The organism is Pantoea sp. SGAir0430 (assembly GCF_043549295.1).
This window is the reverse complement of the sequence record NZ_CP039427.1, coordinates 1478256-1495745: the sequence shown is the minus strand read 5'-3', so window position 1 is coordinate 1495745 and position 17490 is coordinate 1478256. Positions and strand designations below refer to the sequence as shown.

General features: G+C 55.4%; 18 protein-coding genes and 3 tRNA genes. 14 read left to right on the top strand and 7 right to left on the bottom strand.

Annotation, left to right across the window (positions count from 1 at the left end; all coding sequences use genetic code 11):
- Positions 1-13 precede the first annotated feature (13 nt).
- Both rutB and rutA read right to left on the bottom strand, forming a co-directional pair.
- The gene (gene rutB, locus E7738_RS07265; protein WP_141496467.1) at positions 14-724 is read right to left on the bottom strand and encodes a pyrimidine utilization protein B; all 711 of its coding nucleotides are present in this window, start codon (positions 722-724) and stop codon (positions 14-16) included.
- Entirely contained in the window at positions 724-1815 is a 1092-nt protein-coding gene (gene rutA / locus E7738_RS07260; protein ID WP_394516244.1) for a pyrimidine utilization protein A, read from the bottom strand. Before rutA ends, rutB begins: the two co-directional genes overlap by 1 nt.
- A gap of 308 nt (positions 1816-2123) precedes the next feature.
- On the opposite strand from rutA, the gene rutR reads away from it, so the two are divergent.
- Both rutR and E7738_RS07250 read left to right on the top strand, forming a co-directional pair.
- Positions 2124-2759, top strand: a complete 636-nt coding sequence (rutR, locus tag E7738_RS07255; protein ID WP_031279844.1) for an HTH-type transcriptional regulator RutR — start codon at positions 2124-2126, stop codon at positions 2757-2759.
- 25 nt (positions 2760-2784) lie between these two features.
- Positions 2785-3759: a metal-dependent hydrolase gene (locus E7738_RS07250; RefSeq protein ID WP_394516243.1), complete on the top strand. Its 975-nt coding sequence runs from the start codon at positions 2785-2787 to the stop codon at positions 3757-3759.
- Between the two features lie 42 nt (positions 3760-3801).
- Here the strand turns inward: E7738_RS07250 and cycA are convergent, their stop codons facing one another.
- A complete protein-coding gene (gene cycA, locus E7738_RS07245) occupies positions 3802-5193 on the bottom strand; it encodes a D-serine/D-alanine/glycine transporter (protein ID WP_021508281.1) in 1392 nt (463 codons plus the stop codon).
- A 286-nt stretch (positions 5194-5479) separates the two neighbouring features.
- On the opposite strand from cycA, the gene E7738_RS07240 reads away from it, so the two are divergent.
- On the top strand, positions 5480-6178 hold the full coding sequence (locus E7738_RS07240; protein ID WP_058769587.1) for an extensin-like domain-containing protein: 699 nt from the start codon (positions 5480-5482) through the stop codon (positions 6176-6178).
- A 1-nt stretch (position 6179) separates the two neighbouring features.
- Here E7738_RS07240 and E7738_RS07235 read toward each other — a convergent pair whose 3' ends face one another.
- A complete protein-coding gene (locus E7738_RS07235) occupies positions 6180-6854 on the bottom strand; it encodes a DUF4396 domain-containing protein (RefSeq protein ID WP_058759707.1) in 675 nt (224 codons plus the stop codon).
- A 539-nt stretch (positions 6855-7393) separates the two neighbouring features.
- On the opposite strand from E7738_RS07235, the gene sdiA reads away from it, so the two are divergent.
- Both sdiA and E7738_RS07225 read left to right on the top strand, forming a co-directional pair.
- Positions 7394-8116, top strand: a complete 723-nt coding sequence (sdiA, locus tag E7738_RS07230) for a transcriptional regulator SdiA (protein WP_021508278.1) — start codon at positions 7394-7396, stop codon at positions 8114-8116.
- Between the two features lie 124 nt (positions 8117-8240).
- On the top strand, positions 8241-8852 hold the full coding sequence (locus E7738_RS07225) for an acyl-homoserine-lactone synthase (protein WP_031279842.1): 612 nt from the start codon (positions 8241-8243) through the stop codon (positions 8850-8852).
- 31 nt (positions 8853-8883) lie between these two features.
- Here the strand turns inward: E7738_RS07225 and E7738_RS07220 are convergent, their stop codons facing one another.
- Complete coding sequence (locus tag E7738_RS07220; protein WP_010616664.1) at positions 8884-9111, bottom strand: DUF2594 family protein; 228 nt, start codon at positions 9109-9111, stop codon at positions 8884-8886.
- A gap of 433 nt (positions 9112-9544) precedes the next feature.
- Between E7738_RS07220 and uvrY the strand changes: the two genes are divergently transcribed.
- The 8 genes from uvrY (at position 9545) to E7738_RS07180 (ending at position 14655) form a co-directional block, all read left to right on the top strand.
- Positions 9545-10204, top strand: a complete 660-nt coding sequence (gene uvrY / locus E7738_RS07215) for a UvrY/SirA/GacA family response regulator transcription factor (protein ID WP_021508277.1) — start codon at positions 9545-9547, stop codon at positions 10202-10204.
- The gene (uvrC, locus tag E7738_RS07210; RefSeq protein WP_394516242.1) at positions 10197-12029 is read left to right on the top strand and encodes an excinuclease ABC subunit UvrC; all 1833 of its coding nucleotides are present in this window, start codon (positions 10197-10199) and stop codon (positions 12027-12029) included. Before uvrY ends, uvrC begins: the two co-directional genes overlap by 8 nt.
- Before the next feature lie 68 nt (positions 12030-12097).
- On the top strand, positions 12098-12646 hold the full coding sequence (gene pgsA / locus E7738_RS07205; RefSeq protein WP_021508275.1) for a CDP-diacylglycerol--glycerol-3-phosphate 3-phosphatidyltransferase: 549 nt from the start codon (positions 12098-12100) through the stop codon (positions 12644-12646).
- Between the two features lie 151 nt (positions 12647-12797).
- A tRNA-Gly gene (locus E7738_RS07200) sits at positions 12798-12873 on the top strand.
- Between the two features lie 43 nt (positions 12874-12916).
- Positions 12917-12990: transfer RNA gene (locus E7738_RS07195), tRNA-Cys, on the top strand.
- Between the two features lie 11 nt (positions 12991-13001).
- Positions 13002-13087 (top strand) — tRNA-Leu (locus tag E7738_RS07190).
- Between the two features lie 441 nt (positions 13088-13528).
- A complete protein-coding gene (locus tag E7738_RS07185; RefSeq protein ID WP_227746422.1) occupies positions 13529-14197 on the top strand; it encodes a hypothetical protein in 669 nt (222 codons plus the stop codon).
- Positions 14198-14214: 17 nt separating this feature from the next.
- Positions 14215-14655 (top strand): WapI family immunity protein, encoded by a 441-nt coding sequence (locus E7738_RS07180; protein ID WP_394516241.1) that lies wholly within the window; start codon positions 14215-14217, stop codon positions 14653-14655.
- Positions 14656-14862: 207 nt separating this feature from the next.
- Here the strand turns inward: E7738_RS07180 and E7738_RS07175 are convergent, their stop codons facing one another.
- On the bottom strand, positions 14863-15033 hold the full coding sequence (locus tag E7738_RS07175; protein WP_181444752.1) for a hypothetical protein: 171 nt from the start codon (positions 15031-15033) through the stop codon (positions 14863-14865).
- Between the two features lie 110 nt (positions 15034-15143).
- Positions 15144-16007: a helix-turn-helix domain-containing protein gene (locus E7738_RS07170; RefSeq protein ID WP_215480190.1), complete on the bottom strand. Its 864-nt coding sequence runs from the start codon at positions 16005-16007 to the stop codon at positions 15144-15146.
- A 138-nt stretch (positions 16008-16145) separates the two neighbouring features.
- Between E7738_RS07170 and rclA the strand changes: the two genes are divergently transcribed.
- Positions 16146-17471, top strand: a complete 1326-nt coding sequence (gene rclA, locus E7738_RS07165; protein WP_394516240.1) for a reactive chlorine resistance oxidoreductase RclA — start codon at positions 16146-16148, stop codon at positions 17469-17471.
- The last annotated feature ends 19 nt before the right edge of the window (positions 17472-17490 follow it).

Sequence of the window (17490 nt, the reverse complement as noted above, 5' to 3'; positions counted from 1 at the left end):
GGTGAAACGGCGGTTATGACTTCAGCGCCTCGCAGAAGGTGTCGGTATCGCTGACCCAGCCAAAAAAGGTTTCAATGTTGAACAGCGCCGCCTGCTGAGCAAACGACGGTCCGGCCTGGTGGGTGGCATCGGCCAGCACCACGCCGAAATACTCGAGGAAAAAGCCGTCGCGCAGCGTCGATTCCACGCAGACGTTGGTGGCAATGCCGGTAAACACCAGATGACGAATACCGCGGCTGCGCAGCATGCTGTCGAGCGGCGTGTTGAAAAAGCCGCTGTAGCGCGGTTTGGGCAGCACGATATCGCCGGCTTGCGGTACCAGCTCATCCACCAGCGCATAATCCCAGCCGCCTTTTGCCAGCAGCGTGCCGTGCAGCTCCGGCCGCTGGCGCATGGTTTTCAGCGCGTTGGATTTATGGAAATTGGGCGAACCGGCGTCACCGGCTTCGACATACTGATTATCCCAGCCGTTCTGGAACCAGATGATCTGCATCCCTGCCGCGCGGGCGGCGGTGACCGCCTGATGAATCCGGGCGATAACCGGCTGCGTGGCGGAGACATCAAACCCGGCCAGATCGAGATAGCCGCCCTGGCTGGCGTAGGCGTTCTGCATATCCACCACAATCAGCGCGCTTTGCGCCGGCGGCAGGGCGATGGCTTCCGGGCGCGCCGGCAGAGTCACTGCAGGCTGGCTGCTGCTGTGGGCACAAACGACGGTATTCATTATGCAACCTCCTTGTGGGCGTCAATCAGCGCGCGGCGGCACGCCATCAGCGGCTGGATACGTTCACCAAAATCATCAATGCCCTGCAGGAAATCATCAAAGGTCAGCAGCACGCCTTCGGTGCCTTCTACCAGCGCCACTTCATCCAGCATGCGTGCCACGCTGGCATAAGAACCGACCAGCGTGCCCATATTGATGTTGACGGCTGAGGTCGGATCGGCCATCTGGCGCACATTGGTGTCGCTGCCGGATTTGGTGTCCTGCTGGCTCTGCGTGGTGAGCCAGGCGAGGGCTTCATCGTCTGCGCCGGCTTTGTAGTGTTCCCATTTGGCGCGCGCGGCTTCGTCGCTTTCGGCGGCGATAATCATAAACAGCACGTAGGAACCGACGTCGCGCCCGGTTTTGTCCGCGGCCTGTTTCATGCGTGCGGCAGTGGGTGCAAAGGCGGTCGGGGTATTGACGCCCTTGCCGAAGCAGAAGTTGTAATCAGCGTATTGCGCCGAAAAGGCCATGCCGGCATCACTTTGACCGGCGCAAATCACCTTCATCGGCTTCTGCGGCTGCGGACTGACGCGACAGTCGTTCATGGTGAAGAACTCACCTTTGAAGTCGCTCTGGCCAGTGCCCCACAGGTCGCGCAGCACCGTGACGTACTCCGTCAGGTAGTTGTAGCGGCTGGCAAAATATTCATCGCCCGGCCACAGCCCCATCTGCTCATACTCCGGCTTCTGCCAGCCGGTCACCAGATTGACGCCGAAGCGGCCGCCCGAGATGGAGTCGATGGTGGCGGCCATGCGCGCCACGATGGCGGGCGGCAGCGTCAGGGTGGCGGCGGTGGCGTAGATTTCAATGCGTGAGGTCACCGCGGCCAGCCCGGCCATCAGGGTGAAGGACTCCAGGTTGTGGTCCCAGAATTCGGTTTTGCCGCCGAAGCCGCGCAGCTTAATCATCGACAGGGCAAAGTCGAAGTGATAGTGCTCAGCCTTGAGCACAATCGCTTTGTTGAGCTCAAAGGTCGGCTTGTATTGCGGGGCATGCGTGGAGATCAGCCAGCCATTGTTGCCAATCGGAACGAAAACGCCAATTTTCATGTGAAACCTCTCTGCATTGAACATGGATTGCTTCACGCGCTGCGTTGCTTCCTGCACGCATCCTGCGGGCGGCGCTCGATCACAAAATTGCAAAGCCTGTGCCACAATTTAAAAAGTGATACATAACAATCAGTTAAAATTGGCGACGTAATGAATCCTGAGTGACTGGTCCAAAACAGACCATCTGGTCAAAACAAATTGCACGTTTTTCATGCGTCATCTGAGCGAAAAAGGTGCAGGGCACAGCATTAGGCAGGAAACAAGGCGTTTGTTATGATGCGATTTCGCAGGATGGAAGAGGTAACAGTGTGAAAAGCGATGAAAAAAAGCCAGGACGCCGATCGCGGGCCGTTGCGGCGAAACGGGCAGCTATTCTGGAAGCGGCATTGGCCTTCTTCTCGCAGTTTGGCATTCACGGCACCAGTCTGGATAAGGTGGCTGAGCGCGCGGACGTCTCAAAAACCAACCTGCTTTACTACTATCCGTCAAAAGAAGTGCTGTATGTGGCGGTACTGAAAGAGATTCTTGATGTGTGGCTGGCGCCGCTGCGTGCGCTGCGTCATGACCAGGATCCGCTGGTGGCCATCCGCAACTATATTCGTCTCAAGCTGGAAGTGTCGCGTGACCACCCGCAGGCATCGCGCCTGTTCTGTCTGGAGATGCTGCAGGGCGCGCCGCTGCTGAAGGGCGAGCTGGCGGGGGATTTAAAAGCGCTGGTGGATGACAAAGCGGCGATTATCGAACAGTGGATCGCCGAAGGGCGTATTGCCGGCGTGCAGCCGCAGCATCTGTTCTTTCTGCTGTGGGCGACCACGCAGCACTACGCTGATTTCGCGTCCCAGGTGGAAGCCATCACCGGCCAGACGCTAAACGATGCGGAATTTTTTGCCCAGACGCTGGATAACGTTCAGCGCATGATCATTGAAGGGATCCGCGTGCGCTGATCCCGAAGGCTGACCAGGAGAGTGCATGGATTCGCTATCACAACTAACGCTGGGCGCGGCGGTGACTGTGGCCGTAATGGGCAAACGCGTGCCGCTGTGGCAGGCGGCACTGGCGGGGGCGGTCGCGGGCACGCTGCCGGACCTCGACGTGTTTATCGACCACGGCGATGCCATTCGCAACATGACGCTGCACCGCACCGAGAGCCACGCGCTGCTGTGGCTGACACTGGTGGCACCGTTACCCGGCTGGCTGGTGGCCGGCGCGACGCGCAGCCGGCAGCACTGGCGCGCCTGGTGCCTCGCCATCTGGCTGGCATTGATCACGCATCCGCTGCTGGACCTGACCACGGTGTACGGCACGCAGCTCGGGCTGCCGCTGACCGATTACCCGTTCGCCATCGGCAGCATGTTCATCATCGATCCGCTCTATACGCTGCCGCTGCTGTTCGCCCTGATCGTCGCACTGTGGCGGCGGGATGCGTGCGGGCTACGCTGGAATCAGGCCGGATTGCTCATCAGCACACTGTACCTGGGCTGGAGTATGGTGGCGCAAAGTATTGCTACCCGGCATATTGAGCACCAGCTGACGCAGCAGGACGTGCAGCCGCAGCAACTGCTGGTGACGCCCACCGCGTTTAATACGCTGGTGTGGCGCACGGTGATTATCACGCCGCAGCGCTACGGGGAAGCCTGGTGGTCGCTACTGTCGCCCGATCGTCCCTTACAGATCCGCTGGTACGATCGCCATCCCGCGCTTTTTGCGCCGTTTAAAGGCCAGTGGCACGCGGAACGCGTTGCGTGGTTCAGCCATGGATTTTATGCCATGCGCCAGCAGGGCAACGATACGCTGATTGTGGATTTGCGCATGGGGGAAGAGCCGGATTACACCTTTACCTTTAATCTCGGTTCCGCCGCAGCGCCGGCAGCAGCACCACAGCGGGAAGATTCGCTGCGGCCGTCGCTGGCGCAGGCGTGGCACAAATTCACAGAGCGCTTATAACGAAAAAGGCCCGGATAACCGGGCCTTTTTCGTTTAGGTGGATCAGGCTTTACGCCGGCGTAGCAGCCAGCCCATGGTCAGCACCACAAACCACAGTGGCGTCACCATCAGCGCCTGGCGCGTATCTTCCTGCAGTGTCAGCAGCACCAGCACAAAGGCAAAGAAAGCCATGCACACCCAGCACATCAGCTTGCCAAGTGGCATTTTGAAGCGTGACGCCGCATGCCGCTGCGGATGCTGTTTGCGGTAGGCCAGGTAGCTGCACAGGATAATGGTCCAGACAAACATGAACAGAATCGCCGAAACCGTGGTCACCATGGTGAAGACCGTCATCACATCCGGAATCAGATAGATCAACGCCACGCCCGCCAGCAGACACAGGCAGGAGAAGAACAGGCCGGTGGTTGGCACCGCGCGCGCTGAGAGGCGACCAAACGCTTTATGCGCCACGCCCTGTTCCGCCAGGCCATACAGCATGCGGCTGGTGGAGAAGATGCCGCTGTTGGCTGAGGAGGCTGCGGAGGTCAGCACCACAAAGTTAACGATGCTGGCAGCGGCCGGCAGGCCAATCAGCACAAACATTTCAACGAACGGACTGCGATCCGGCATGACCTGGTTCCACGGCGTCACCGCCATGATCACCAGCAGCGCCAGCACGTAGAACATGATGATGCGCAGCGGGATCGCGTTGATGGCACGCGGCAGAACTTTATGCGGATCTTTGGTCTCCGCCGCCGCCGTACCCACCAGTTCAATGCCGACAAAGGCAAACACCGCAATCTGGAAGCCGGCAAAGAAACCGCTCAGCCCTTTCGGGAACATGCCGCCGTGATCCCAGATATTGCTCAGCGCCGCGTGGCTTCCGTTCGGCGAAGGGTAGTGCAGGCTAACCAGCACAATACCGGTGATGATTAACGCCACGATGGCGACGATTTTGATAATGGCGAACCAGAACTCCATCTCGCCAAACAGTTTCACCGTGGCGATGTTCAGGGCAAGGAAAACAAACACGCACAGCAGCGCGCTCATCCAGATTGAGAAGTCCGGGAACCACAGCTGGAAATAAGCGCTGATCGCCACCACGTCGGCGATACCGGTCACCACCCAGCAGAACCAGTAAGTCCAGCCAGTGAAATAACCGGCCCACGGCCCGAGCAGATCGGCGGCAAAGTCGCTGAAGGATTTGTACTCAAGGTTGGAGAGCAGCAGCTCACCCATGGCGCGCATCACAAAGAACAGCATAAAACCGATGATCATATAAACGAAGATGATCGACGGACCCGCCAGGCTGATGGTTTTACCGGAGCCCATGAACAGACCGGTGCCAATGGCACCGCCGATGGCGATAAGCTGGATGTGACGATTATGCAGGTTGCGCCGGAGTTTTTCCGGCTGTTCGGCCTCAATGGGCGCCGCTTTAGATTGATCAACCATAAAAATATCTTTCCTGTCTTGATGTTGTGTCAGCTCTGCTGGCTGTTGAATAACGTGCTGTTGCACAGGGCAAGAGGGCATAAGATAGAGGAAAGGCGGCCACTCTCGGTAATGGTTTTTAAACCTTTGTGCCCTTTTGCGTGCTTTACCGTGTCAGTAAATATTTACATGGCGCGCCGTGCCGTCATTTTGCGTAAATGTTCTGCAAATGAGCCGCTTGCACCACGCAGCGCTGCGCAGGGTTCTACACTTGTCATTTCGATGAACCCGGAAAAAGTGAGGCAGCGTGCGCGCATTGCTCGCGATAGTGCTGCTGGCCCTGTGCGGCTGGTGGAGTTTACCCTGGCTGAAAACGCATCTGCCGCCACAGTGGAATCCGTTTATACCGCTCCAGGTTACCGATCCGCCGGGCTGGATGACGCGCTACAAGCTGCAGCGGCTGAGCAGCGATCCGGCCGCGTGTCTGGCGGTGATGCGTGCGGCCAGCGCGCAGGGCAGAGTCAGTTTCCGTGAGGTGCCGCCGCTGCAGGGCGATTGTCCGATTGATCAACCGCTGCGCATCAGCCGCTTCGGTGAGGTCACGCTGAGCAGCAGTTTTCTTGCCAGCTGTCCGATGGCGGTGGCCAGCACGCTGTATGTTACGCGCAGCAATGCGGCGCTGCAGCAGGCCGGCATTACCTCGCCGCTGCGCCGCATCGCGCATGTTGGCAGTTACGCCTGCCGCAATATTTATCACCGCCAGGAAGGACGCCGCAGTGAACACGCGACGGCGGAGGCGTGGGACATCACGGGGTTTCAGCTGGCGGACGGGCGCTGGCTACAGGTAGGCAAAAACTGGCAGCAACCGCCGCAGGCCGCTGCCGGTTTGCACGCGTTATGGCGCAACGGCTGTGCCAGCTTCGGTAATGCGCTGGGGCCGGATTACAATGCGGCGCATGCCAGCCATTTCCACCTTGGCATGCGCGGCGCAGGCTTTTGTCGCTAAACTACACCGCCGGGTTTAATCCGCGTTTGATGAGGAAATGATTTGCCGGCCAGGAGAAAATAAATCCGGTGAGCATCGCCAGCTGTAACATAAACCAGAAGGCGCTGAGCAGGGGATTGAGCTGTTGATTAAGCACATATTTTAGGGCCAGCGTCATAAAGATAAAGATTCCCGTTTGATAAATCAGCAGCGGAAAGGTTTCTGTTTTCAGCGCTAATAATAACGTACGGACAATAGAAAGTTGTTCCCGCTGGCGAATGGCCAGAAACTGAAAAAATAATCCCGCCAGTAACGAAATCATCACGCAAATAACCGCCTGTAACCACAGCGCGGGGCTAATAGCAAAATGCTTGAGCAGAGTGACTATTGGCAGGGTGATGATGTCGCCGAATATACAGGCGGCGGCAGAGAGCGAAGTGGAAATAAAAATGGTTTGCCAGCTGGCATAACCGGTTAATCCGGATGGCAGCAGCAGCGCCAGTTTTCGCTGACGTGACGGTTTACGCCCGAGATACCACCATGCCAGCCAGCCGAAAAACGGCATGTACAGCCCGGTGAGCGGCCAGATGATATTCATGACCGCCAGCGGATGCGGGTGACGCAACAGATCTTTAGCGATCATCAGGGCGGTACACACGCCCACGACCAGAAAAGGTAATGCCAGCTGGTTTAACATAGTCAGTCCCACTCAGTTTGCTGAAATCGCGCCAGCCTGCGGAGCTATGCTGGTGCCTGCCACCTTGCGCCTCTGCTAAAGCGTAGCTGGAAAAGACGGTGCCGGAAATGTCTGCCACAGGTGCAAAGCAGGGAAACACTGCAGAAATAACTGGAATTAAGCCGCGCTGCGGACTTAATCAGCAGGAAGATTATGACGGGCGGTATAAAAAAGGGGAATGGCAAAGATAATAGCGATTAATGATGAGGCGAATGTTTTATCTGCGAAGTCTGGCGTTTAATCAACAGGACGATTGAAAATTCTTCAGAAAAATCTTATTCTGATTCGCACGACTTATCATCCTGATGGTGCCGCTGGCAAACGCACCATAGTTTAATTTCTCATTTGGGTAACATATTGACAACAAGGTAGTTATCACTTTTTACCCGCAATGCCGCTCTGGTTTCAATCAATATTTTTTCTCTGGTTAATTTATTTTTTACATTAATCGGCACAGATATCCTGTTATGAATAAGGCGTGAAACAGCGCCAGGGCAATAATGACCATCGATAATTATTTCGTCTGGCGAGGCGAAACTGAAAAAGAATTTCAGGCGCTTTCCGAAGTGCTGCAATTGAAATCGCTGCTGCAAAAACATGTTGAGGCCCTTGGATTTGATGCTTTTGCCTTTTTGGTACAGCATCCAGTGCCTTTTACCCGACCGCGTATTTTTCTCTTTAGCACCTATCCGCAGAGCTGGGTGAAACGCTACGAGAGTGAAAATTACTATGCGGTGGATCCGGTGTTAATGCTCTGCCAGCAGCCCGGTCGCGGCGTAGAGTGGACGCGTGATTTATTTACCGGCGCAGGCAATTTATGGGCAGAAGCCAATGCAGCAGGGCTGGTAAGTGGCTTTTCATGCTCGGCAATGGCGCTAAATCGTGCCATTGGTATATTATCTATAGCATCGCAACAACCCAGCCAGACCCAGCACAGACGCGTTGAGCTGGAGGTGCAACTGCACTTCCTGGCGGAACTGAGTTTGCGTGTGCTGGACCGTCTGAATGACGGCTCAATGGTGGTGTTATCGAATGATTTTAGTCAGCGCGAGCTGGAAATATTGAAATGGACAGCGGAGGGGAAAACCTCAGCCGAAATTTCCCTTATTCTGGCTATTTCTGAACACACGGTAAATTTTCACCAAAAGAATATGCAAAAGCGTTTTAATGTTTCCAATAAAACGCAGATTGCCTGTTATGCCGCAGCCATCGGCCTGATATAGCGAAAAGGCAACTACTAATTTTAGTAGTTCCTAAGCCGCAGTCAGTTGTCTACCCTGCGCCGGAAACTCCGCCAGGCTGGCGCTTAATAAATCATTGCAAACATGGGGATGTCAGGGGCGCATGATGAAAATAATTCAAACACAGCTAAAGGATATGCCGTCCTCTTTGCTGGCCGAGTTGGGCACCTATCGTTACAGCGTCTTTGCGCGTGGCGAGGGCTGGTCAATTCCGCCGCGACTCAGCACGCCGGGACAGGAGTATGATCGCTTCGATCGTTCCGATGTCACCTGGCTGATTGCCTGGACTGCGCGTCAGGGCATTTGTGGCTGCGCACGTCTGTTACCGTGGCATGAGCCGGAAGTGCCGGAGGGCATGGTGCTGCCTTTTGACCAGCAAAAAGTGTGGGAAATGTCGCGCTATTCGGCCCGCCTTGAAGTGGATGCCGAACTGCCGCTGAACATCTTATGGCATTCGGTACAGCTGGCAGAGCTGAGCGGGATGGAGTATTTGATCAGTTCGGCCACGCCGATGCTGGAGAAAATGTTTGAGCAGCATCAGGTGGTGTACGAGCCGCTCTCGCCGGGACTGATCCAGTCAGAAGACAATCTGTTTGCCATTCGTATTCCGGTGCAGCAGCCGGCGCTGGCGGAGAAGTATCGCGGCACGCGTCGCTTCAGTCCGGAAGAAGTGCTGCCCTCGCTGGGCGTGTCGGTCAACTGGCAGTCACACAGCTAACGCCCCGCGCAGGATGCGCAGGGCACGCCGCTTACTGACGGTAGGCGGTTTTAATCTGGCGGATGGTGTTGCTGAACACCTCGGCCTGCGGTTTATCGGCCAGCGCGGACTGAACGTAGCGCTCCATGTTGATGATCACCTTACCGGCATCAGCCTGGCCCATGCCTTTCAGGATCAGCGTCACCATCATTTTCAGGCAGGCAACTTCATCCGCCAGCGCCTGGGTATCGCGCGATGTTACGAAATCTTCATCACTCATCATTATCTCCTTTGTGGAATGACCTTGTGCGCACACATTCTTCCCGTGCATAAAAAACAGAGTATATCATACGCTTGATGGAAGAATTTAGGCCACATCATCGACCCGCGCGCAGACGGTTAATTAATTGCGCCGTTCGCTTTTTTTTGTGCGCAAAAAACTTCCAGGGAAAGATTATTTTTTGGTGCTGCCGGCGGAAAGAAGCGAAGGCGGGTTATAAATTATAACTTAATGATATTAGTCACATTTTAACAATTTTATTCCAGTATGGTATTGCATCAGCTAAAAAAAACAATCACTGCGGCCTGCTATTTGACATGGGTCATTGGTTTCGAGATTTATCTGGCGCCCCTGATGTTCTTTCCACGCGAAACCCGGTAAGATAACACCCCTGAAATATATTTTCCCCCACTAACCTGCGGAGTACGTCCCGTTGATCAGCCTGCTTCTTGTTGATGACCATGAACTGGTGCGCGCCGGTATTCGTCGCATACTGGAAGATATGAAGGGACTGGTGATTGCCGGGGAAGTGGCCTGTGGTGAGGATGCGGTAAAATGGTGCCGCACTCATCCTGTGGATGTGGTGCTGATGGACATGAACATGCCCGGCATTGGCGGACTGGAGGCGACGCGCAAAATCGTGCGCTTCAATCCGGATATCCGCATCATCATGCTGACTATCCACACCGAAAATCCCCTGCCAGCGAAAGTCATGCAGGCCGGTGCGGCAGGTTATCTCAGCAAAGGGGCAGCGCCGCAGGAAGTGGTCAGCGCCATCCGCTCGGTGCACGCCGGTCAGCGTTACATCGCCTCTGATATCGCTCAGCAGATGGCGCTGAGCCAGATTGAGCCGCAGCGCGCCGAATCACCGTTCAGCTGTTTGTCGGAAAGGGAATTGCAGATTATGCTGATGATTACCCGAGGGCAAAAGGTGACGGAGATTTCCGAGCAGCTTAACCTGAGCCCGAAAACCGTTAATAGCTATCGCTATCGCATGTTCAGCAAGTTGAACATCAGTGGTGACGTAGAGTTAACGCATCTGGCCATACGCCATGGCCTGTTTAATGCGGAGCCGTTAATCAGTAGTGAGTGACGTTTTCAATCCCAAAGCCTTTCTCAGCACCGTGACCAGTCAGCCCGGCGTCTACCGCATGTATGACGCGACAGGCACGGTGATCTATGTTGGTAAAGCCAAAGACCTTAAAAAACGCCTGAGCAGCTATTTCCGCACGCAGGTGGGGAGCCGCAAGACCGAAGTGCTGGTCAGCAACATCCATAATATTGATGTCACGGTCACCCATACGGAGACCGAAGCGCTGCTGCTGGAGCACAACTACATCAAGTTGTATCAGCCGCGCTACAACGTGCTGCTGCGCGATGATAAGTCGTACCCCTATATTTTCCTTAGCGGCGATCCGCATCCGCGCCTGGCGATGCACCGCGGTGCCAAACACGCCAAAGGCGAATACTTTGGTCCGTTTCCCAACGGCTATGCGGTGCGTGAAACCCTGGCGCTGCTGCAAAAGGTGTTTCCGATTCGCCAGTGCGAGAACAGCGTCTACCGCAATCGCTCGCGTCCGTGTCTGCAGTATCAGATTGGCCGTTGCCTCGGCCCCTGCGTCGCCGGCCTGGTGAGCGAAGAGGAATATGCGCAGCAAACCGACTATGTGCGGCTGTTTCTGGCCGGTAAAGACGATCAGGTAATTAATCAGCTGGTGCAGCGTATGGAGCAGGCCAGCGTGGGCCTGCGCTTCGAGGAGGCGGCGCGCCTGCGGGACCAGATTCAGGCGGTGCGGCGGATTACGGAGAAACAGTTCGTCTCCAATCAGGGCGATGATCTCGACGTGATGGGCGTGGCCTATGACGCCGGCATGGCCTGTCTGCACGTGCTGTTTATCCGGCAGGGCAAAGTGCTGGGCAGCCGCAGCTATTTCCCGAAGGTGCCGGCGGACACGGAACTCACCGAAGTGGTGCAGACGTTTGTCGGACAGTTTTATCTGCAGGGCAGCGAAGCGCGTACCTTACCGGCGGACATCCTGCTGGACTTCAATCTGCCTGAGCGGGAACTGCTGGCCGCATCGCTGAGCGAACTGGCCGGGCGCAAAGTCAGCATTCAGAGCAAACCGCGCGGCGACCGCGCGCGCTATTTGAAGCTGGCGCGCACCAATGCCGCCACGGCGCTGACGACGCGGCTGGCGCAGCACTCGACCATCCAGCAGCGTCTGGCGGCGCTGGCGGCGTTCCTCAAACTGGAGCAGATTAACCGCATGGAGTGTTTCGACATCAGCCACACCATGGGCGAACAGACCATTGCGTCCTGCGTGGTGTTCAACCGTGACGGCCCGCTGCGCGCTGACTATCGCCGCTACAACATTGAAGGCATTACCCCCGGTGATGACTACGCGGCGATGAATCAGGTGCTGCGCCGTCGTTACGGCAAGGCGCTGGAACTGGAAAAGATCCCGGATGTGATCCTGATCGATGGCGGTAAAGGGCAGCTGGCGCAGGCGCAGCAGGTGTTTGCGGAACTGGATGTGCCATGGGATAAAAAACGGCCGATTCTGCTCGGCGTGGCAAAAGGCAGCGACCGTAAAGCCGGCCTGGAAACGCTGTTCTTTGCGGCGGAAGGCGAGGGCGTTTCGCTGCCACCGGACTCGCCGGCGCTGCATGTTATCCAGCACATTCGTGACGACGCTCACAATCACGCAATTTCGGGCCACCGGAAAAAACGCGCCAAAGTGAAGAACACCAGCGCGCTGGAGAGCATTGAAGGCGTCGGACCCAAACGGCGTCAGCAGCTGCTGAAGTACATGGGCGGCCTGCAACCGCTGATGAATGCCAGCGTCGATGAGATCGCTAAAGTACCGGGTATCTCCTTCGCCCTGGCGGAAAAAATCTACTACTCGCTGAAACACTAACATTGAAACAGGGTGGGCAATGTAGGAACATACGTTAAATCCTACTCACACCAGACAGTTACTGGCATATGCAATTTAACATTCCGACGTGTCTTACCCTGTTTCGAGTTGTTCTGATCCCGTTCTTCGTGCTGGCGTTCTATCTGCCATTTCACTGGGCTCCCTTCGCGACGGCGCTGCTGTTTGTCATTGCTGCGGTCACTGACTGGTTTGATGGCTTCCTCGCGCGTCGCTGGAAGCAGACAACACGTTTTGGTGCCTTTCTCGATCCGGTCGCTGACAAAGTGATGGTGGCGATGGCGCTGGTGCTGGTCGCCGAGTATTTCCACGCCTGGTGGATCACGCTGCCGGCCGCCACCATGATCGCGCGTGAAATCATTATCTCGGCCTTACGTGAGTGGATGGCGGAGATTGGCAAGCGCAGCAGCGTGGCGGTATCGTGGATTGGCAAAGTGAAGACCACGGCGCAGATGCTCTCGCTGGTGGCGCTGCTGTGGCGTCCGGACGCGACCGTAGTCGGCGTTGGCGTGGTGGCGTTGTACATCGCAGCGGTGCTGACTTTCTGGTCAATGTTCCAGTATTTAAGCGCGGCACGCGGCGATTTGCTCGATAGCTGATCGATGCGATTTAAAAAGCAGCAAACGGACGCAGTGTGTGGATAATTCTATTGACTCGTTGCGTCAGATAAGTAGAATGCATCGCATCGAACGGCAGCAAGGCTGCAAGAAGCTGAGTAAAATCAGCAAGTTCGGTGAAGCATAAGCACATGCGGGAATAGCTCAGTTGGTAGAGCACGACCTTGCCAAGGTCGGGGTCGCGAGTTCGAGTCTCGTTTCCCGCTCCAGATATTGCAATACGTCGCAGACGGCTTGCACCTCAGATTAAAAGGCGCGTTGGCAGAGTGGCCATGCAGCGGATTGCAAATCCGTCCACCTCGGTTCGACTCCGGGACGCGCCTCCAGTTTACACCCTGCCCGGGTGGTGAAATCGGTAGACACAAGGGATTTAAAATCCCTCGGCTTATGGTCGTGCGGGTTCAAGTCCCGCCCCGGGCACCATATTTAATACCGAATAAAATCAAAGCAATAAGTAGCAATGTCGTGACCGCCCAAGGGCGGTTTTTTTGTGTTTAGAGGTTTTTCATAATATCGCTTCATAATATCAAACGGTTTTCCTCTGCCCGCCAACCATAACCATTGGAACCATCACGATCTTTCGATCATGCGCAGCCAGTTGTTCAACATTTTGATGCTGAAAATGATGATAGAGATCGCAATTGATAGCGTGGAGGTGGGCACTTGTCCTCACTCGCCTTTACGACAAGGACGTTCAGAAATTATCTGCCGCCTATCGCTTACCCGCTCAAAGTTATGCTCCGGGGCGCAGATGAGGTGGGGGCACATGATTTGGGTTTGCTGATGACGCAACGGGGAGTAATCTTGAGTTGTCGCTCTGACATTCAGTGGTACTACCGCAAGTCTGTTAAAAACGAGGGAACGATGATGATTGCAGAAACCGCAACGAAAGAACCGGGTAGATATTACACCTTCCAGTCGCCATTACCGGCTGATGTATTTTTTGAACTTCGGCCCCGGACACTGCCGCATAACGCACAACCCATACTGGATGAAACCAGTGGCATGTGTATTGGTTATTCAGTCGCACAGGCCCCAGGACTGTGGCAGATATATGATACACAGGGTCACTTTCTGCGCCTGGAAGAGGCTCCTCTTGAAGCCCCCTTGATTGATCCCACCGATATTGCGCTTATCGCTTTTGGCGTTTTCCGTATTTTTCGCGCGGGCCGCGTACTTTTTGAAACTGCTACGCGCGCGGCTGTCAGGGTGAAACTTAGTCAGGCGACTATCATGTTTCTTCGTGCGCGGTTAAAAACCGGTTTATCTGCTGGTAACCTTAAAATGACAGAAACAGCAGCTCGGCATATGTATGAACCGGGGCGCTATGTTCCATTACATATCCAGGAAAAAGCCATCCGTTACGGCAGGCGTATGGCGGATCCCCGTAAAGGCGAAGGGATGTTTCGCTATGAAACTGAGATGTATAAACTCAATCGCAAGCTAAACATAACCGAGTATAAAAAATACACTCTTGAGGTTGTGGTGCGAGAGTCAGACTGGACGATCACCCATTTTAAATATTTTGATTAACCGGCAGGAAAGCACGCATGTTTGATTTCAGAAATGAAGGATTCGTCTTCACCATCTCACCCTTTGAGCGTGTTGTTGATAACGAAACCGATCCGGTTAATCACCTCTGGGACTGGATTAAGTCTTATGTGGAGTTTTCCGTCAGCGGAGTGAAGGTGCAGTTTCAGACTGAGTTTACCGTCGGTGAACTGAAGGAACTGCGCGCAACATTTTCTCTATACTACAAGGCGGTAATGGCCCGCCATGAAATTGAATCTTTTAGTTTTCGCAGCCAGCTCAACCAGCTCAATATGGTTCTGAGTAAGATCACGGGTGATGATATCGTGATTATTGAATATGTTCTTCGTCCGGAACACCATGCTGATAGCGTTCAGATAAAGGGCGAACTGGCTATTAATGAGAGTTACTTCCCGGACATTCTCAGGCAGCTGGAGGAGATGATCAGCTGGCCGGAATAAAATTCTGATTTATCCGCCATCTCTTGAAGTGGGCAATCGCAATCGGGATTTGCCAATTAGCAGCGAGATTACTGGGGAAGTTAAGGGCTTTTAGATCGATTAACAGACGATCCAGCTCGTTAACCATGACTTCACTTATGCCGGAATTCATGGGGCCGACGTCTGGCAGTCAAATAAAAACGGGACATAACGTCTGTCCCGCTAATCTCAATCCTGTGGCTGCCCGACCGGGCCTTCGCCTTCGCTGGCGCCAGGTACTGACTGCTTGCTGGGTGCGTGCGGACGTCCGTCACTGCCCACCGCATCGCTGTGTTGCATACAGCCGGCCAGGGTAACCAATGTCAGTGCCGCTAAGGCTGCCTTGATCAAACCACTCATCTTGCTCTCCTCCTGTTACGAATCGCGTAATCGTTAACGCACTGAGAAATAAGCAAAGCCACGAATCCGCCTTTACGCAAGCGAAGCGCGTACAGTTTTCTTCTTTACTCTTAGCGGTCCTGCGCCAGCGTTTCAACGCGACGTCGGTATTCTCCCGGAGTGCAGCCAAACTCACGGACAAACGCTTTGTGAAAGGATGATTCGCTGGCGTAGCCGACGGCCAGAGCGATGTTGATTAACGGGGCTGTTTCGCGCGCCAGTCGCTGAGCGGCCAGTTGCAGACGAAGGGAGGTGAGCACGGCCAGCGGCGTGGTAGCGCTGAGCTGGCGGAACAGCAGCGCGAATGAGGCGCGGGACATAAACACTTGCTGAGCCATGGCTTCTACCGTCCACGGTCTTTCCGGCGCGGCGCACAGTTGGGTGATTAAAGGACCAAGCCGTGGATGCAGAGCCAGGGAGAGTAAGCCAGGGTGCGCTGCGTGAGTTGAGAGCCCATGGCGCACCGCCAGTGTGAACAGGCTGCCAATCTGCTGGCTGCGAAGTGCGGCATCACCAGCAGCTGGCAGTGCATCAGCACTCTGGGTGATGAACGGCAGCACCGCAGCCAGCCAGCGCCCATCGCTGCTTGTGGGTTCGGGGGCCAGCATTAGCACTTCGGGCAGGGCGGTGAGGAAAGCATGCGCCGACGCGGGCAGTTCCAGCAGGCCGCACACCAGTTGGGTTGGCTGCGTATGGCGCTGATAAATACGATGCGCGGCGTTTTGCGGCAGAAATATGACGCTGCCAGCAGGGAGTTCGACACCCGCAGTGACGGGCATATCCAGCATCACCGGGCCGCCAGTGACCGTATGCCAGCGCACTGCGCACAGATGTCCGGCGCTGTGCGGCAGTTGCCACTCACCGCTCAGCACGCAGTTCTTATCTATGCTGCCCTGCGGGTTATGCAGCAGCAGCAGTTGACTCAATGGATCCATTTGTTTTTTCCCTTTTCCCTGAACTGCCCGCTTGATTCAGACGCAAAGACAAAAATACCAGCGTTGCGGCGAAATACGGCACGGCAGCAAACCGTAAGCTTTGGGTGATGACTATTTTTGACGCTTATGGAGAACATCATGAACCATTATCAGGCAGCAATCATCGGATTTGGTAAAGCAGGTAAAACGCTGGCGGCGGCTCTGGGGCGCGCCGGATGGCGTGTCGCGATCATCGAAAAATCCCGCGAAATGTATGGTGGCACCTGCATTAATGTTGGCTGTATCCCAACGAAAGCACTGGTACACGATGTGCAACATCATGCCAGTTTCAGCGATGCCATGCAGCGCAAAGCGGCAGTAGTAGAATTGTTGCGTGAGAAGAATCATCTCAACCTGGCCGCTATTGCGCAGGTCGATGTCATTGATGGTGAGGCAGAATTTGTGGATGCCCACACGCTAAAAATCACCTCCTCGCAGCAGGTCAGCCAGATTCATGCTGAGCGAATTTTTATCAATAGCGGTGCCGAAGCGGTGTTTCCCGTGCTGGAAGGCTTAGTTGCCGGACCGCGCGTGGTTGACAGCAGCGGTATCCTGAATTTAACGCAACTGCCGCAGCGGCTGGGGATCCTTGGCGGCGGTTATATTGGCGTTGAGTTTGCTTCCATGTTTGCCGGTTTTGGCAGCGAAGTGACGTTGTTTGAAAGTGCACCGCAATTTCTGGCGCGGGAAGATGATGATATCAGTGCGGCGATAGCCGGGATCCTGCAGGAGCAGGGCGTTAAGCTCGAGCTCAACACTGCATTACAGCGTGTAACCAGCGGTCGCGACAGCGTGACGCTGCATACCGCACAGGGCGATCGTGAAGTCGATGTGCTGCTGGTCGCCACGGGCCGTCGCCCGGCGACGAAGGCACTGAAACTGGAAAACGCGGGGGTGGTGACCGATGCGCGCGGCGCGGTGCGCGTCGATAAACAGCTTAAAACCTCCGTGGATCATATCTGGGCGCTGGGCGATGTTACCGGTGGGCCACAGTTTACCTATATTTCGCTTGATGATTTCCGCATCGTTTACGATCAGTTGCTGGGTAAGGGCACGCGCACCACCGAAGATCGCGTTAACATCCCGTATTCCGTGTTTATGACGCCTGTGTTATCACGGATTGGTTTGACTGAAGCGCAGGCGCGCGCGCAGGGGCGGGATATTCAGGTGGTGACACTGCCGGTCGCCACGATTCCGCGTGCGCGCGTTGTTGACGATACCCGTGGCATGCTCAAAGCCGTGGTTGATAATGGCAGCCAGCAAATTCTCGGCGTGGCGCTGCTGGCAGCGGACTCGCATGAAGTCATTAACATTGTAAAAACGGTGATGGATGCCGGGCTGCCGTATAGCGTGCTGCGTGACCAGATTTTTACCCACCCAACCATGAGCGAATCGCTCAATGATCTGTTTGCCCTGGTAAAATAATGCCAAACAAGACGCCCGC

Bases quoted from the DNA above. Each gene is read 5' to 3' on its own strand.
- rutB (WP_141496467.1), bottom strand. From the start codon at position 724: ATGAATACCGTCGTTTGTGCCCACAGCAGCAGCCAGCCTGCAGTGACT.
- rutA (WP_394516244.1), bottom strand. From the start codon at position 1,815: ATGAAAATTGGCGTTTTCGTTCCGATTGGCAACAATGGCTGGCTGATC.
- E7738_RS07250 (WP_394516243.1), top strand. From the start codon at position 2,785: ATGGATTCGCTATCACAACTAACGCTGGGCGCGGCGGTGACTGTGGCC.
- cycA (WP_021508281.1), bottom strand. From the start codon at position 5,193: ATGGTTGATCAATCTAAAGCGGCGCCCATTGAGGCCGAACAGCCGGAA.
- E7738_RS07235 (WP_058759707.1), bottom strand. From the start codon at position 6,854: ATGTTAAACCAGCTGGCATTACCTTTTCTGGTCGTGGGCGTGTGTACC.
- sdiA (WP_021508278.1), top strand. From the start codon at position 7,394: ATGACCATCGATAATTATTTCGTCTGGCGAGGCGAAACTGAAAAAGAA.
- E7738_RS07225 (WP_031279842.1), top strand. From the start codon at position 8,241: ATGAAAATAATTCAAACACAGCTAAAGGATATGCCGTCCTCTTTGCTG.
- E7738_RS07220 (WP_010616664.1), bottom strand. From the start codon at position 9,111: ATGAGTGATGAAGATTTCGTAACATCGCGCGATACCCAGGCGCTGGCG.
- pgsA (WP_021508275.1), top strand. From the start codon at position 12,098: ATGCAATTTAACATTCCGACGTGTCTTACCCTGTTTCGAGTTGTTCTG.
- E7738_RS07185 (WP_227746422.1), top strand. From the start codon at position 13,529: ATGATGATTGCAGAAACCGCAACGAAAGAACCGGGTAGATATTACACC.
- E7738_RS07180 (WP_394516241.1), top strand. From the start codon at position 14,215: ATGTTTGATTTCAGAAATGAAGGATTCGTCTTCACCATCTCACCCTTT.
- E7738_RS07175 (WP_181444752.1), bottom strand. From the start codon at position 15,033: ATGAGTGGTTTGATCAAGGCAGCCTTAGCGGCACTGACATTGGTTACC.
- E7738_RS07170 (WP_215480190.1), bottom strand. From the start codon at position 16,007: ATGGATCCATTGAGTCAACTGCTGCTGCTGCATAACCCGCAGGGCAGC.
- rclA (WP_394516240.1), top strand. From the start codon at position 16,146: ATGAACCATTATCAGGCAGCAATCATCGGATTTGGTAAAGCAGGTAAA.